This is a genomic window from Nocardia sp. NPDC004568, from assembly GCF_040609955.1.
Taxonomy (GTDB): domain Bacteria; phylum Actinomycetota; class Actinomycetes; order Mycobacteriales; family Mycobacteriaceae; genus Nocardia.
Map to the genome: position 1 here is coordinate 48,270 of NZ_JBEXLL010000032.1, position 18,953 is coordinate 67,222.

Annotated in this window: 1 protein-coding gene; it reads right to left on the bottom strand. The window is 63.8% G+C overall.

From position 1 onward, the window contains the following. Positions 1–18,918 (bottom strand): PfkB family carbohydrate kinase (locus ABZV91_RS16575; protein ID WP_355241827.1); only part of this gene is annotated, 18,918 nt, incomplete at its 3' end. Positions 18,919–18,953: the final 35 nt, after the last annotated feature.

Sequence of the window (18,953 nt, forward strand, 5' to 3'; positions counted from 1 at the left end):
GAAACGAGCAGACAACCACTCCCACATCTCCGGACCGAGGCGCCCCCGACTACCCACCCACTCCGTCGGCGTCATCGTCTGCAACACCCGACCCACGACATCGCCCTCGACATAGCCGCGATGACCCGCCCGGATACCACCCCGCAACCGCTCGACCATCACAACATCCGCCGCCACGAACAACTCGCCCACCGACTCCACATCGTCGGCATCGGCCACAACACCATCCACCCGCCCGACCGCTTCGGCGGTAATCGCCCCCGCAACCGCGGGATCCCCCACCCCACGAAGCACCCGCCCGAAGACCGCACCGACCACCCGATCATCGAAACCATCCACCGGCAAACGCCCACCGGCAGGCCGCTCCGTGATACCCCCACCACCGGCTATACCGGACACCGCACCAGACCGCGAATGCGATCCCTGGTCCTCGGCGTCCGATCGACTACCGATCAGCGGACCTCGAGTACCGGATTTGCCGAGCCATACCGCAACCGGATCGGGAGTACCGAACCCGCGCCCGCTGGTCACAACGATCGGCTCCCGGGTATCCTCCAGCCACCGAGTGAGACGATCGACATATTTCGCAAAGTAACGCCGATCCGCCAGCGCGATACGTAGCAGGTTCCTGGCCGAGTCCAATTCCGCCTTCGACGCAGTCTTCATACTTGTCCCCGGCGGAGCCGTATCGGTCAGCAGGTCGTCGAGATTGGAACCGTGCGCGAGCCGCGCGATGTCCCGTTCGATGAACTCCGCCGCCGTGGCCAGCAGATTGCCCAGGTCCACGGTGTCGAGCCGTGATTCGCCGGTGTTCCCGCGATCGGGTACCCGGACCGCGTTGCGGGCCGCGGCGTGCAACGCGACCGCGAGGAATCGACCGGTGTAGTCCTCGATCTCGTGGTTGATCTTCTCGGGACTCGCAATGGGGGCCACCATCCACAGCTTCGCAACCACCCGCGCGAACTCGCAGAACTGCGTGTTCAACGGCGTGCGCTCATCCTCCGTGAACAACGCCGCCAGCTGCAACTCGGGGGGGAGGTGCTCGGCCATATACTCATACACCATTGCCAGCTTGCCGATATTCGCCACCCGTTTTTCATGCCAGTAGAGGAACGCATCCGCTGCCTTACCGGCACGGTCCCCGGGGTCGAGTTCCTCGAACCCGTCGGTGATCGACGCGATGAAAATATCGAACAGGTCCGGTGTATTCTTTTCCGCCACAACTTGTTTGAAGACGCTGAGTGCGACCGACGAGTTCTTCTTGGCCTCGCCCTTTTTCATCAGCTCCTGGTGGACGGCCGCCGGCGACACCGCACCGGAGAAGTCCGGAATGTCGTCCGCGTCGAACGTCTCCTCGGTGTCACGCACCAGTTCGTCGTATTCGCCAGCGATTCCGGACAATCCGTGAACGAAGTCGCTCGCACTGTCGAAGCGTTCTTCGAGCGCAATCCTGTCGTCGATCTCCTCCGCCCAGTTCGATTTGTACACATCGTACATTTCCTCGGCCACCTTGCGTAGCCTGTTGGTGAGTGGTGACAGCAACCTGGCGAGTAGGACCATCCACGCCCATTCCGTGCCGAAATCCGACACGAAGAGAAGCGGAGCGGAAAACGCCGCTTCCACAAATGCCTGGGGCAGCGCCTGCACCACATACGGGAGGGGGTCGATCCACTTTCTTCTCGCAGCGGGTAGGGGGTCGAGGAGATACGCCTCCTGCCCTAGCAGCCTGGCGATTTCGCGCTGCACGGCCCGCTCACGGTCGTCCCATTTCTTGTCCCGATAGGCGTTGTTGCGCTGTACTCGCATGGCACGTTCTATGTCTTGGCCCTGCGACCAAATCCTGGACATACGAGCCTGCAACAGTGCCCAGAACACTCCTCCCGCGCCCAGCAGGCCGACCCAGGGATCGCCGAACAGCCACCCGGCCAGGGTGCCGACGGCTGCCGACCCCACGGGGTCCAGCCAGGACGATCTGAGTACTCGCATCCCACTGGGCGACGAGTTCGGTGATGCTTTCGTGCGCAATGCCGCGGCACCGAGCCCGTACTTGTCGATCAGTGCGGCTGCCGCCCGTTTCTGGACGGACAGCCGGTGAATGATGTCGGCGAGCTGGGACAATTCGCCATCGTTCAGCGGCCCCCGTACTTTGAGATAATTCTCCAGCTGCCCAAGCCACCGCAACGACTCCGCATGCAGCTCGGCGTACCGGTCGTACGCCTCGCCGCGGCGAGCCACGGCCTGAGTCTGCGCCGTCAGATCGACGGGGGCTGCGTACATGGGCTGTATTTTGCGTGCTTTTATACCCTTGAGGTACCCACTCGCCACTCGTCTACTGCCGAGCCCGGCGAGCAGGGCGAAGGATTCCGTCAGAACGCCTGCATCAATGAGGATCAGGCTTCCACCCACTCGTGCCACAGCGTCGGCAGTCGCTCCCCCGAAGTTGGCCCAGAAATGGCGGGTGCCTTTTTCATCGTAAATCCACCAGCGGGGAGCGGGATCGCCACTCTTCTCCCGCTGGCTCATCGAAAGGTAGGACTCGTGCCGACCGAATGCCAAGTACAAAGATCCGCTGGCACTGCCGACCGCATAGCGAAATGATTGGCCTGGAACTCCGGCAAATGCGGGAGCAATATTCGATCCGGCGGCGAGCAGCGACAGTAGGTAATGTGCGAGGAACGATGGCGCGGCCTCGGGGTGCAGCGCGGCCGGTTTGCGGATCTTCCACGGACCCCAGTGCCGTTTTATCGCGTATTCCAGTCTGGCCGACATGGCACGTAGTGCGGCGAGGCGCTCACGCCGCAGAGATAGCGTGCCACGGGCGAATTCCAGCCGATGCAGAACCTCGCGGCGCAGCTCGAAGAGGTAACGGTGCTGCTGTTTCGTCCGCGGTTTCATCGCCAGCAACCGGTCGAGTAGCAGCAGCATCACGGCATCCATGCGAGCCGCCCGGGTAGCCTCCAGTTTCCCCGACTCATCGCGCTCGTACCGTGGATCCTCCGGCGTCACCGTCTTGTGCCCGCGATGGATATTCACGACCTTACCGAGCGCCTCGGTGAGCGCCACCGTCACCGCGTGCGCCAACTCCACTGGCTCGGCGAACCCCGACGCCCGGATCTGCGCGGTCCGGACCAGCCGTCCGTCCGGGGTGCTCACCACGAGTCGGCGATGGACCCGATCGACTCGGACATCGAACTGGGCCGTCGTCCGGTCGGTGAACATCACGGTGACGGACCGGCAAGTGCTCTCGTCATCGACCGAGACTTGACGATTGCCTTCGGCGGTGCGAACCGTAACCCGCTCGCTCTCGGTCGCGGGCCCATATTCGGCGACGACAGTCGAGACGTCCAGCAGACTCAATGCCTCGGCGGCCAGACCCACACCGACGCCGATCAACTGCTGGGCCTTCACCGGATTCGGGGCGGCTTCCGGCAACCGCGCCAGTTTCCACAAGGCGGGATCCCGTTGGGTGGAGGGCTCGGACACGGTGCCCTCCCAATCACCCCCGGCCGCCGACTTCGTCAACCGCACCTCGACTTCGGTGACCTTCGGCCGACGCCGCCCCGCCACCGTCGGATCGAGTGCGGCCTCCTCCGTCCAGTCGGGTTCATCGTCTACTGTCCGGTCGGGCCTACGCTCGAATACCCGGAACTTGAAGGACCGCGCACTGGCCTTCCGATCACCATCGGAGGTCACCTCTTCCCAGTCCGGGAACCGGCGCAAGATCGACCCCGTCCGCCGATCCGCCCCCGGAATCTTCGCGAACTCATCAGCACCGGCCACAATCGCCTGCACGAGATCATCCGCATCGGACAACTCTGCCGTAGCGTTCAGCCGCACCCGATCCGGCGAAACCTCATCCGCCGCCAACAGCTCCGCTGCCGGCGGTTTCGCAGCCGGTTCGGGAATCTGGAAGTCCGGGTTTTCGGCATTCGCAGCGGCCTGCTCACTTTCGGCGGCACGCCGTGCCGCCGCGGTCCTGAGTTCGGGGAATGCTTCGACACATTCCTCGATGCTGACCCTGCCAGCGGACCGGGAGTATGCGTCCAGGTAGGCACTCACTGTGTCCACCGACGGCACGGCACGCCCGGACTCACAACTGTCCAGCCTGGCCGTGGTCATTCCCTTCCCCACCGCCTCAGCTGCCGCCACCAGCGTTTCGCCGGAACTCTGCCGGAGATACTTCAGGTACTCGCCGACCTCGTTCCGATATCCCTCCGGGTAACCCGGCGTGCCAGGCGCCAATGCCCGCAGATACGCCTCAATCACCATGTCCGAGGGCTCTATGGACCCCGCTTCGATCCGAGGAATCTCCGCCGGGCCCACCCCGACCTTCTCGGCAAAAGACTCCAGATTCAGCCCGGCATGCGCACGCAATGCCCCGAGACAAACTCCTACATCGGCACCGGCCTGCAAAACCGCCGAAGCGGGCAGCAAGGACGTCAGTCCCCGCAGATACCACAGCAGCTCACCTTTCGACTCCGGCCAGCTCGCCGTCGCCTCCAACCTGTCGAGCTCCGCCACCGACGTGCCCAACCGCACCGCGAGCTGTTCGGCCCGGATATTCGCTCGTTCCCTGATCGACCGCATTTTCGAGCCGGCCCGCGGCAGCGCGATTGTCAGATCCGGAAAGAAACCTTCCGCGAGAGCGGAATACCAGGCCTCGGCGCCGGGAATACGCCGCAGCAGAGCTCGCACCTGGCCGATGGTGAGGTCGATCTCCCCTTTCTCCACCCCATGCCACGTGCCACTCGGCGCACCGATGAGATAGTCCATTCGTCCGGGACTCATACCGAGTTGGAGGCGAACATTGCGCGCCCACTTGGCAGCCGAGGAATAGGCATGCGGATGCAAGCGGGCGATGGCCTCCCGGCGCTGAACCGGAGTCACCCGCCTCAGCACCAGATCCGGGCCGTGTCCGCTGAACCCCCATTCCTCCAACTGCCGCTGCACATCACGCAACTGCTCAGTGGATTTCGTCCCTTGATAGAGCACATCCTGCGGATCGCCGACTCTTCTTCCGAGCCGGAGCCCCAGCGGACTGAAACCCGGGCCACCTACCCGTTCGTATACCCGGATCGCCGTCTCGTTCTCGGGGAACACATGCAAGCTGAACGAAGACTCGGACCGGTGCAGCAATAGCATGTAGACCATCGCATCCGCGATCCGGAAGCCACGCACATTCTGGTCCACCAGCATCGACTCGATATGAAGGTTGAGCTCCGCGAACTGTGGATCCAGATCCAGTAGGTCCCTGTTCCGCGCCGACTCCACCTCTGCCCGGGCATCCAGATATGTCGATCCGCTCAGGTCTTGGCACCCCGCGAGACAGAATCCGACGAGTTGCCCGCCCGGCCCGCCTACTTCGGCAACGATCGCCCCCCATTTGCGATCCGGATCCGCCCACCCCGCGATCCCGAGCCGGGTCGAATCGCCATCCCAACTGGTCTCGTTCAGCTCGGCAATCGAACCCTCCAGGTCGGCAAGTTCTTCCTCGGCCACATACCGGAAGGAAATATCGCCCGGGAGGATATCGAGCGAACGCCGGCTCGCGACCGACCCCGGATCAACATCCGGCACCCACTCCGTCGGCGCCGGCCCCTTCAACACCAGATCCCGGTCCCCGCCGGTGAACCCCCACTCGTCCAATTGCCGCCGCACGTCGTCCAGCTGCAGAGTCGAATTCGGCCCGTGGTAGAGAACGTCGTTCTCTACAGGCCGGAGTCCGAGCGGACCGACACCGGGTCCACCCACCCGTTCGCACACTTGGATCGCCGCCTCGTTCTCCGAAGCCACATGCAAGGTGAACGCAGGCTCGGTCCGATTCCGGAGAAACGCATACATCATCGCGTCCGCGATACGGAAGCCACGCACGCTCTGGTCCACCAGCATCGACTCGATATGAACGTTCGGCTCCCCGAACTGAATATGCAAGGGAACCCTGTTCCCCCGCACCCACCTCCGAGCGTCCAGATATGACGACTCACTCAGCTCTTCCCGCAGCCGCCCGATACAGAATCCAACGAGCTGCCGCCCACCCGGCCCATCCATTTCGGCCACGACCGCCCCCGGGTAGACCGCCGGATCCCCCCACCACTCGACACCCAACCGGCTCGAATCACCGTCCCAGCTGGCGCCGTTCAGCTCCTTCACGGATTCCGCCAGATCAACGAGGTCTTGCCCCGTCACATACCGGAAAGAAATATCGCCCGAGAGCATCTCGGCCGGACGCCGACGCGCGACGGCGTCCGGATCGACGTCCGGCGCCTGCTCTGATGTAAGCTCCGGCGGCTGTTCCGCGCCGGGCCGAACCTCCGAGTCCTCGGGTGTCGTCGTAGCGTCGGTCTCCGGCTGCTCCTCGGTTCCCGCAGGTGGCGTCCACACCAGCGTCGCACCGGTACCGCGGAACCCCCACTCCTCCAACTGCCGCCGCCTACGGAGCAACTCGATAGGGTCTCGCTTCACCCGATAGAGCAGGTCGTTGTTACCGGTTCCGAGCCGTCGCCCGAGCGGAGGAGTATTCGATCCGGCTACCCGCTCGTACACCTTGATCGCTGTCCCGTTCTCCGGGCGCACATATAGGCTGAACGAAGACTCGCGCCGATGCAGCAGCAATGTGTAGGCCATTGCATCCGCGATTCGGCGGCCACGCATCTCCTGGTCCACCAGCATCGCGGTGATATGAACATCGGACTCGGACTCCACGGACCCGGGATTCAATACATTCGGATTCTCCCCGCGCGGCCCGGATGCCCGAATATCCAGATGAACCTGCCCACTCAGATCTTTACTCTTCTGTCCGATACAGAACCCGACGAGCTTCCCGCCCGGCCCACCGACCTCGGCAACAACTGCCCCGGGCGCGAACTTCGGATCCGTCCACCACTTGACACCGAGCCGGGTTTCATCACCGTCCCAGCTCGACCGGTTCAGCTCGACCATATCCGGCGCCAGATCGGTGAGAGCTCGCCCCGTCACATACCGGAAAGTAATCTTGTCCCGCAGCTCACTGCCCGCAGGCCCAGGCCGGACCACCGCCGACTCCACGGACGGCAACTCCGCCTCCGTACTGGCGCGGCCGGACATCCCATCCTCGCCCGACCGGGTGCCGATCGGTGGCTCACCTTGTGGCGGGGTCTCGGTGACGCCCGCCGACGCACCGTCGCGGTCCGGCTGCCGGCCTTCCTGTCCGGACTCACCGACTTGCCCCCGTCGTGACTGCCCACCCCTGTCCTCGCCTTCGGTTTCGTCGCCCGTCCGGGAACCGATCAGCGGCGTGGTTTGCCCCGATGCGGTCCCCCGGGGGCGGTCGACGGCGGCCGTATGTACTTCCTCTCGGGCCGCGTCCTCGGCCGATCGGCGGGAACCACGGCCATCGAATCGCCAGCCCTCGCCGACGTAGGTGATGAACTCCGGGTCCCCCAACCGGCTCCGCAACACCGACACATAGGCAGTAACGGAACCCGGCTTGATCTGACTACCTCTGCCCCAGAACCGATCTCGCAGTTCTTCCCGCGACACAGACTCGCCGTCCCGCTCCATGAAGAACTTCACCATTTCGAACTGCCTCGGCCCCAGCGAAACCGCAACGCCGTCGACCCACACCTCCCGCGCCGCCGGCAACAGCGTGATCCGGCCCTGGTCGATCGCATCCGGTGCCGTGCTCATTTCGGGTCCGAAGCGGTAGCCCCCACCGGACACGGGCGTGAGCCAACCGTCCACCCCCAGCGTGCTCAGCTTGCGTTTGAGCTGGCGGACCAGGCTACTCAGCGCGTTTCCGTCGCGATGCCGCTCACCCCATACGGCCTCCTCGATTTCCGACCTGGCGACCGCTTGATGCGGTTGCGTCGCCAGGAAGACGAACAGCGCGAACTCTCGACTGCTCAACTTGATTTCTCTGCCGTAGAACGATACTCGCCGTTCGGTCGGATACGCCCGGATACCACCCACCAACAGCAGATCCACGTCGGCCGCGAAAAGGTATCCCCCGCGCACGGACAAGATCGACTCGTTTAGGCCGGGTTTGCTCTCGAGCTGCTGGATCAGGTCGTGAACCGAGGCTCCGTCGTCGAGTCCCTCGTCCCGCAGGGCCCGCTCGATTTCCGCTGCGGGGATTGCGCGTCCTCGTGGTCGCAGCGTCAAAAGGTCCAGCACCGCGAACTCTTCGTCGTTCAACTGGATTTCAGTGCCGTAGACCCACACTCGCCGCGCAGCGGGATCCAGCCAGACACGTCCGGCGTCGAAAATAATTTCACTCTGCGGGATCGGCGAGGGTGTGCTGATTACCTGCTTCCCGGCCGCGGCGGCGCGTGCCTCCCCAGTAGCAGTTGCGCCCGCTTCTGATTCATTACGCGCCGCATCGATGAACCCCGTCACACGCTCCGCAACGATGAACTTCGCCACCTGACCGACAGCGGACCGTGAGAGGGACCGGACATAGCTCGGGCTGTATTCCCGCCCCATCACGGCTGCCGTCGCCCATGCTGTCAGTCCGTGCTCGAAAAGGGCAGTCAAGCATTCCTGCATCGCGGGTGCGAGCGTCGCATAACCTCTGGCCCACTCCGACCGGGTCATCGTCGAGAGCACCCGGCCGATAGCTTCGTTCTCGACATCTGCTCCGTGAGCCCTCAGGATAGCCACTCGCATCCGTTCGAAACTCATATCGTCCACGGTCGCGGGCCTGCCCTGGGCGCCGCCGCCCGCCGCAGCGCTGCCGGCTACGCCGACCGCGCCGACACCATCCATACCTGGCAGATCCGAAAGATGGGGCATCGACGCATAGCCACCCGGCCGCCCGACCGTTTGAGCCGCGGCCGACAACGCCACCGGGACAGCCTCATCGACCGAGTCACCCGATGCCAGGCGCCAAGCCAACGTGGCGGTGAAAGAGTCACTCGCCCCGATCGTCTCCACCACCGCGTCCACCGCGTCCGCCGGGAACTGCCGGGTGCGCCCGTTGTGGCGCACCACGCATCCCTTCGCACCGAGGGTGACGACGATCGTCTCCACCCCGAATTCCCGCGACAGGGCCCCGGGCAATTCGTGGGCGGGGATCGAGGAATCATCAACACCCACACCCGCGAGTAGTGCCCGCGCCTCGACCTCGTTGGGTACGAGCACATCGGCCATACCCACCGTCTCTTTCGAGAACTGCTCGGGTGCCGGGGCCGGTTGCAGCACGATCTGCTTACCGTGGCGCTTGGCTACCGCACAGATTGCGGCGACCACGTCGTCACGGACCTCGTAGGTGATCACCACGATATCGGCGTCGCCGATCAGCGCCGCGGCACGCTCGACATCGGCGGCGGTCAGTTTGACGCCGGGCGAGGTATGTTCCAGGAACGACGCGTCACTGGTGGTGGTGTTGAGCAGGCAGGTGACGGTCTCCGTCGGTTCCTGCTCCTCGATCCGCACCCCACTCGAACCGATACCTTCGCCGTCGAGCACCTCGGTGATCCTGGACCCGGGTGCGTCGGCGCCGATAGCGGTCACCAACTGCGCGGCGGCGCCCAGACGCGCCGCCTGGACCGCTAGATTGAACCCTTTCCCCCCCGGGTTCACCCGCACGGACTCGGCGTCCACGGTTTGCCCCGGCTCGGGAAAACCGTCGTGACGGATCACGACATCAGCGACAGCGCTACCGAATACGACAATCCGGGGACTACCCGGCGACCGGGGCTCCGCCGCGGGAACCCCTTGCTGCACCGCCCCCCGGGCCCCGGTCTCCACCCGGCTGGGAGCGTCACTCACAAACTCCGGTAGACGCCCCGGATCCGCCACGCCGGCGACCGGGCCGCTGGAATCCCAGTCCGGCAGTACAGTCGAGAGCAACGCCGCGGTCTCGGCCGCATCCGGCATCGCCGCCCCCGGCGAACTCTGCTGTGGCGGCATCCGGTGAACCACGACAGGACGCTCACCCGCCCCGACCGCGGCACCGATCGCCCGCTCGACCTCTTCGGATACCTCGTCGGTGATCAGTACCGCGTCGGCAGCCTGGAGCATCGCCAGATTCTGCGCGATATCGTCGACGGTGACCTCCAGTCCCGCCGCCGCGGTACGGAGCACCGATTCCTGGCCGTCCACGACGAAATGCACCGACCCGGCCGACTCGGCGCCTGGTACAACCCGGACCCCACCGGAGCCGAGGTTGCGTTCCAGCTCGGCGTGCATACCCTGCGCGAAGGTATCGTCGCCGACCGTAGTGATCACCGAGACCGCCGCGTCACTGTTCCGGGCCAGGGTGAGGGCCGAGACCAGCGCTGATCCACCGGGATCCAACCGCATCGGCTTGACACGACGAGCCTCACCCGGACCCGGAAGCTCATCTGCCGCGATCGTGCACCAGTAAGCAGAGGGACCGACGACGACGATGTGGCGACCGGCAGACCCCGGCACCGAATCATCCGATGCCGTACCTATCGCCGGGCCGGTGCTGTCATACTCTGTGTCGGGAGATGGAGTGTCGTTCGGCGGTGCCGGTGCAGGCGATGCTGGTTCCCGAGAGGGGTCGGCTGGTGCGCCGTCGTTTGCCTCGGTCTGGGGCTGGCCAGGAGTTCGTGGGTCGATATAGCGCCGGATTCGCCGGTATATGGCCTCAGCGGGTATTTGCTGGCTCTTGTCGGTGCCGATGAGGCCGGCGTAGCGAAGCGAGTCCACCTGTTCGCCGGTATCGGGGTCGACCTCGTTGAAGTAGTACCCGTGGGCTGGAAACGCTTTATTGAAGGGGTATTCGTCCGGAAATGTTATCGGGATGAGTACGGCTTCGAAATCTCGGTCGTCTTTGCGATTGTCCAAGTAGGATTGCCCGACACCCCAACCGGAACTCTTCGGGGCATTGAACCGGCCTAATCTGCCGTTGTGTTTATGGGTGGTGGCACCGAATTTCGGTACCGGATCGGTGGGCGAATACATTGCGATGGTATCGATTCCGGTCTCGGACACATGCTCGTTGGGCCCGGTCGCCGGTACTCCATACATGATGTGTTTCGCCACAATGTCGCTCAGCTGCATGTTTTGCATAGCGAAGTGCGCGGTGACTCCACCGTAGCTATGACTGTGCACGGTGAAGTAAGGCATCGCCGAGCCACCACTTTCGGCGATGACGGTGCGTTTGGCATGCCAGGCCACCAGGTCGCGGTGCACGATCCGGCCTGCGGATTCGGCAATATCGGTCCGTATGGTTTCGTTGATCGACCGCTTTCCGCTGGGCGCGTCATGTCCCAACCGCAGCCGTACCGCGATCTCGGCGCCCGGTCGCGCCAAGACCAGGGACTCATACAGGTTGCGTGCCATCGCTACCAGTCGGGGAAGGGTCTGGGCATCCGACATCATTCCCGGGATGAGATCGGCGACATAGTCGGCGTGATCGGTATCGCCGAAGTGGACGATGGCTTTGCCGTCGTTGTCGAACGCTGCCCTATCCCAGTCTGTGATTCTGACCGGTGGCTGCTCGATGCCGGGACGTACCCCGGTGGCGACACCCAATGCCTCTTCCATACCCAAGACATTGCGCAGCTGCTGCATCTCGGTGTCGGTCCACAGGCGTCGATCCTCGGCTTCGGGTACCAGTTCGGCGCGGTCCAGTTCCAGCTGCCGCACACCGGCCAAGCCTTGGGCGTGCAGCGGCAGGCCCGGCATCTGGCAGGCCACCCCCGGATGCTCCCGGAGAATGGCGCATTGGGTCGGGCTCAGTTCATCGGGACGGTCCGGGTCACCCAGCGATTCCCACCAGTGGTAGTTGGTGAGTGTCAACTCGGCGGCTCGGGTCGCATCATCGTCCAGACCCCGATGGGAAAGATCGTCGATCGTGACATCGGGTCCCCGCAGCGACAGCGCTGCCCGGACCAGCGCAGCGTCATCGACTCCCGGATGTTCCGGAATCTCCGCTTCGAGGGGGCGGTACCAGCGCGCCGGTCGTTCGGCCTCCGGATCGCGCTGAGCTGTCCGCGCCTGGGCTTTATCGACCTGGTCACCTTTCCCGGCCGATATCAGGCCGATCCCGGTCAAACCCTCTGTGCACGTGCGGTCATGGGGATTGGCGAACCAGTAGCACTGATCACGGACCGGGGCGTTCACTCGGAACGGGTGGGTCGGATAATCCAGCAGATCGAAGAACAGGTTCGCGATGGGATGCGCCTCTTGAAACGCCCGCTCCACCGGGATCTCCGAGCGGACCCGGGTCATCCGGTCACCCTCGAATGTCGGATCAGGGCCGGCTTTGTACGCCGGGGTATACCGAGAGGGGCTGAATGCATAGCCCTTGATATCCGGTCCGTAGTCGGACACGGACCCTTTACCGTGTGAATGCAGATGGACCAGCGTGGTGATGACCCCGTTCAACCGCCCTCCGGCGGCGGCTTCGCTCAGCGCAGTTCCCGCCGAACCGAACCCGAATGTGTCCAGTCGGTGCAGCGGCGGCGTATGAGGTTCATTCCGTACCCGGTGGATCTCGGCAAGGAAACGAGCAATGTGTTCAGCACTGCGCTGTGCCGGTTTCAATCGTTTCTGCCGCAATAGGGGCAGGGTAGCGGGTAGCTCGTGATCGAGGTACAAGACAGCCGAAGCATTGGCGGCGCCGGCCCGGAGCGTGGATTCATAAGCGTTGCGAATCGCGATGACCGGGTCGGCTCGGAGGTCCGGGGCACCGCTGAAGAAATGACAGGCAACCCGTTCGGTGGTATCAGGGTCATCGAAAGCAAGGATCGTCCGGCCGCCGTTCCCACCGAGCGGAGTATCCAGCAAATAGACCACCGGCCCGCCCCCCGGTATGGCGCCGGATCGCAGGTCGGCCTCCTGCAACCGGGCGTGCTCGGCACTGAGCCGGGCCAGCACACTGTCACGGGGCAGTAATGCTGGGTCGATTTCGGCTGGAATCAAACCTGCCCGGGTGTAGGCCGAGTCGACCGCGCGGGCAAGAGCAAGCCGCATAGCGATATCCCGTATCCGCACGGGAACACCAGTAAGACGACCGACCACCTCCGGATACGCCACAACAACCGCCCGCTGCTGGGCATCGGAAAGCGACCGCCAGCCGCGTTCCACAGCGGCAGCGGCAGTATCCGCTGGCTCAGCCGTATCCGTATCCGAACCAGGGGGGAACCGCAGCGTGTGTAAAGCACTGAACACCAACGGGGAATCAATCGGTTGCGGCGCAACATCCAGCGGTAGTCCATCAGGCCCCCGCACAAACTCCTCGAACACCGCTGGAGCGCTGCGACCCACACCGCCCGCCATATCTTGACGCGGCACCGAAGTCGCCGGTCCCGTAACACTCGCAGCATCATCGTCGAATCTAGCGCCGACCCGCGGCCCGACGACCTTGTCGTCCGCCGTCGCAGCAGTATTGGCCGGGGTCTCACCCGGCCCGGTTCCGTCGATACCCGGAGTCGGGTCTACGCCGGACACCGATTTCCCGGTATGGCCGGTGCCACCATGACTCCCGAGTTCGGCTTCCGCGGGGGCCTCCTCCCCCGGCGAGGTACCTATTGCGGGACCGCCCGACTCGTACGGCGCCGCATTGCCATCGACGCCGGCGCTGGGTACCCGTACCCCGCCTTGCGTCGGAATGTCCTGGGGGACCACCGTGTCGGAATGAGCCCCCGAAGATGTCCTCGTCGAGTTGAACCGATAGCCGGCAGCGACAGTCTCGATGAGGCGTCCGTGTTGCTTCCCAAGTTTTCTCCGGAGGTTTCTTATCTGAGTCTGGAGGCGGCCGCCCGTTTCTGCGACATTGCCCCAAACCTCCTCCTCGATACGAGACCTCGACAAAACGAGATCGGCCTTCTTCATGAGGAACTTCAACAGATCGAACTCGATCCGAGTCAACACCACTTCGCGACCATCGACCCACACCCGCCGCGCATCCGGCGACAAACGGACACTACCCTCGTCGAGCATCTCCGGGTCCGCCGCGACCATCTCATCGATAACGGTCCGGTCGACCGGCAAACCATCGAAACGCCAACCCACATTTTTCAGAGTGGCGATGCAGTTCTCGGACGCCAGAGAATTCCGTAGTCTCCATACCGCGTCATGGATTGTGCCCGGTTGTATCGGGCTTCCAAAAAATTCCGTGAAGTCATCGAGCGTCACGACATACCCGGGCCGCTGCACCAATACCCACAACACATCGAATGCGTCACGACCGAGCGGAAGCACTGTATCGACGTGCCGCACTCGGAGCTCAGACCGATCCAATCCGAAATTATCGGTGACGTTCAACCAAGCTGTGTTATCGGTCGGTGGGTCGAGCGCCGCCTTGTCCCGTACTCCTGCAGACGTCATCGTCGAGTTGAACCGGTAGCCGGCAGCGACAGTCTCGATGAGGCGTCCGTGTTGATTCCCAAGTTTCTTCCGGAGGTTCCTTATCTGAGTCTGGAGGCGGCCGCCCGTTTCTGCGACATTGCCCCAAACCTCCTCCTCGATACGAGACCTCGACAAAACGAGATCGGCCTTCTTCATGAGGAACTTCAACAGATCGAACTCGGTCCGAGTCAACACCACTTCGCGACCATCGACCCACACCCGCCGCGCATCCGGCGACAAACGGACACTACCCTCGTCAAGCATCTCCGGGTCCGCCGCGACCATCTCATCGATAACGGTCCGGTCGACCGGCAAACCATCGAAACGCCAACCCACATCTCTTAAAGTGACGATGCAGATCTCGGACCCAAGCCGATCCTGTAGTCGCCGTACCGCGTCATGGATTGTGCCTGGTTCTACCGGGCTTCCAAAAAAAACCGCGAAGTCATCCAGCGTTACGACATACCCGGGCCGCTGCACCAATACCCACAACACATCGAATTCTTGGGGAGTGAGTTCGAGTCCTGTATCAGCGTGCCGCAGCTGGTATGTCGACCGATCCAATCCGAAATTCTCGGTGACGTTCAGGACACCTGTGTTGTCGTCGGTTTCCGAGACGTGTTGCATCTCCTTTCGCTCGCTGTTCTCCGCATCGATGTATGTCGCCAATTCACGTGCATCGGGTCCACCGCGCTCCGCATCGATAGATCTCGCCAACTCACAAATAGCAGACCACTCGACGATCTCGATATCGTCCGAGGAGAGGTGCAGCGCGCTCGCCGTCTCCTCCGAGGACAACCCGCGCAGGAAGCGAGTAGTCAAATATTTTCTCATATCACTACCGAGACGGCCGCGGACTTTGTTCCACTCCACTGGAGTCATCTCCCGCAGTACCGAGTCGATTACGTCACCCTCGACATAGGTGTTACGAGCAGCGGACCGGATACCGTCTCGCAACCGCTGGAACAGCAGACCATCCGCTACCTTCCACAACCGGCGTGTCAATGCCTGATCATCGACCTCTGTCACCCGAACAGCCAGCCGGTCGACCGCTTCCTGGGTGATCGCCCGGGCCACTTCGCGATCCGCCACAACAGCGAGTACCCGCTGGAATACCGTGCTGACTGCCGGCATATGGAAAGGGGCTGCCGGCAATCGCCCACCACCAGGCCGTTTCCGGTGCGAGACCACCTCGGCCGACCCCGCATCCGTCTCCGCCGGACCGTCGTCCGGCCGGGATCCGATGGGTGCGCCCCCGCTCCCCGGCTCGTCATCCGCCGCATTCCCCTCGCCCCCCGCGCTGGGTGCCGACACCCCTTCCCCGGCGGCTGTCCTCGCTTTCCGGATCGCGATACTGAGCGCCACAGCGGCAAACCGCTCGTCCAGCTCGGTGTTCAACGTTTCGAGGCCGGCCCGGTCCGCTCCGAATCGCTCCTCCGTGATGTGCTGCGCCGCCGGCCCCTGCGCCCACGCCCCCGCCAGTTCGCCGAGCGCCTGAGCCGCTTCGGCCAACTCCTCGGACCACCGCACCGATTCGCGGTGCTCCGCGACGGCCGCCGCCAGTTCCCGCGATGACCGGCTCCCGTCACCAGTGGTGTCGGCACGGGCAACGCGCCTTCGATTGGCCAGCCGGAGTTCGCTCTCGACCTTCTGTTGCTGTGCCTCCTCGATCGCCTGGTCCAGCGCATCGATGGCCCGAACCCAGGCGTCGTACCGGTGGAACCGGTGCGCACTGGTGATCACCGATTCGATATCGCGGAACTGTACGAGGGCCTCGCGCTCCGCTGCGACGTCCGGCACGCCCGCGAGTTCCGCGATGCGCTGCTCGGCCCATTCCCGAGTCACCGACGCAGAGGCGACCCCGTATTTTCGGACGATCCCGTCACGCAAACCCTTACGCTCGATATCCAGGAGCTTGTGCACTCGGCTACCCGAACGCACCGTCCACACCGCCCGGCCAGCGGACGTTCCACCTTTACCGGTGACGTTGCGCCGCGCGAATTCAGACGCCTCGACAGCCTTTTCACACGCCGCGACAGCTTCCTCACACGCCTGGACAGCTTTCTCCCGCAGTTCGACCAGCCCAGGACCCAGATTCATGAGACGCGCCGGATCACGCGAGTCTCCCAATGCAGACCGCACATATGCATGGCCGAGGGCTATCGCCGCGAGGCGATCGTCCAGCTCGGCGCCCAGCACCCGATTCTTCTCTACGGTCGCCGCCGCATCGGCCAGAGCGTGGAGATCGACGAAATCACTCCCCGCTGGCAGCTCTCGCTCCCCTTCGTCCAGCGAGTCGGGTACGAACTCCTTCCCTTCTGCTGGGAGTGGCATCCGGTTGGATTCCTGCACCAAACGTTCGAACTGATCAGTAGACAATGCCGACTGATATCCTGCGGATAATGTGCCCAGCGAATGACGGTTCTGCCGGATTTTGAAATCCAGCTTCTCGGTTTCGAGCGATCCCGGACGCAATCGCCAGAACTTCAGTTTGTGCCTCTTGCCCAATGCTTCGAAATATAGGGCGTCTTCTGGGGATAGCTCGTGATAGTCAGTTGCCATTTTATCGAGCCGGTGGGCGGTAACAGCCAATTGGTGATATATCGCCGCGATCTCACCGGAAGCCCGGCCCTGTGATCGTGCCTGCCCGAACCAGGCGGCGACATCACGCAACGCCGCTTCGAATGCATCGATCCGGCCTGCCCGCAAATCCGCCCGATGGATCGTGTCGACCGCTGCCATGACGGAGTAGACCTCATACAGTTTGATGTAAGGCTTTCGCAGCTCGGCACGCAATTTGCGTTCATCGGACTGGTCGGTCAATTCCTCCAATCTGGCCCGTATCTTCTCGAGGGAGTCGAAATACTCGACGGGGATATCCAGCGCCTGCGCCAGCGCTCGACACGCCGCGCCCAGCTCCTCTGTCCATTCGGACGCGGTCGGTGAGCCTCTGCGCAGCAACTCGCCCGGATCGGTCCCCCACTTCCTGAGCAACCTGGAGAGCTCACCCTGCTTCTTTGCCGACTCGGCTACCGCCGCATCCCTGATTCTGTGCAGTTCGCTGCCCAGTCCGGGATTGCCGTAATCGCCTATCCCCTGGATGACACCACGCAACTTGGTATCGAAAACACGCACAAGGTTGCGCAGGCGGTCGTCCCCGAATCGCGGCGGATTCGTCCGCGAGTCGTGCGCCCGAACAAGTTCCGAGCGAGCAGCACGAACCTGTTCGGCTCTCAGCTCGAGTTCGCGCACGTGCTCGACATGGGTTTCGAACCATCCGTCGTAATAGTCGAACTGCTCGGTGGCCAGGACCACCGCGTCCAGATCGCGCAAACGGTCCCGCAGTGTGCTTACGCCCGGACCTTCGAGCGTCCCCGGGGCACTCTCCCGGCTCAACCGCTCCGTGAGTGCTGTCCGGACTCTGTCCCGGAGTCCAGGTACGCCCGTCAACGCTTCAGAACCCAGAAGTACAGCCGATTCGTCCAGGTCCCGGCATGCAGCAATACATGCGGCCAGGTCCGCAGCAGCCTGTTCGCGCCGAGCCCACGCGTCTTCCACCGCCGCGCCCAGGGCATCGATCCACACGACCCACTCCCGCAGCCGATCGAGCGACACCCCGTCGACTTCCGGCGTCGGGTCGATGCCGGATTCCGGTCCGCCGGTATCGACGGTTACACCGTGGCGCGCGAGTTCGGCGGCGGCCTCGGCACGCACCCGCGCGAGAGCCTCACTCCGCTGCCTGCCGGAAACCGTCTTTTCCGGCTCCGGCCGGTCCACGTCACCGGAGCGTGCCCGACCCGACTCGGCAGCGATGTCCGCCGCGGGTTCTGGTTTGCTGGGTGGGTCGTCGGGTGAGCGTCGTTCTACCGGTTCGGGTAGATCGTCGGCTGGCCGCTGGCCCGCGAGCGCGAACCGGTCCTGTTTTTCCTGCGTATGTTTCGCGGGGGGCGCGATGATGTCGGGTGGCAGGAAATTGCCCTGATCGTCGAATCCGATGGCCAGGATTTCGCGGTCGGTGCCACTGAGGTTGTTGATCTTTTTCTGTTCGGTTTCCATCCAATCCTGGAACCGGACTGCGGTGTTCAGCAGCGCGGCCGGGTCGGCGAGGTCCTCCGGTATGGTCGTCAAGCGTTTGGGCCCGGCTGCGATATCCACAACGACCAGGTCCGGGTGCAGCGGATCAGTGCTCTTGTTGTACAGAGTCACCAGGTGGGCGTTGAGCCACGGGGCGGCCTCCTGACCATCCAGCTCGGGCAGGTCCGACAGCAGATCGATCAGATCGGCGATCGTTGTGGCGGCCTGCAGGCGGCTCTCTGCGCGCTGCACGATCCCGGTCGTGCCCGACTCGTCCCGTTCACGATGGAGCGCAAGCAGATCGACGACGTACTGGAGATCTTTGTCGGTCGGCTCGTTCCGGGTCTTGGCAAAGTTGTATACGACCCATGCGGACCCGCCGGGCCGATGTGCCAGCGACTGGGCTACCTCCTCCAGATCGCCGAATGTCGAGAGGGTGCCCCCTCCGGATGCCTTTTCGACATCCTCTCTGCTGTGCCCTTTCAGCGGGGTGTATTCGGGCATGGTGTCGGCGAGTTCCGAGTTGCGGTCGCTGTAGAGCACCCGCCGGACCGTGACGGCGTTGTTGACGCAGCCGT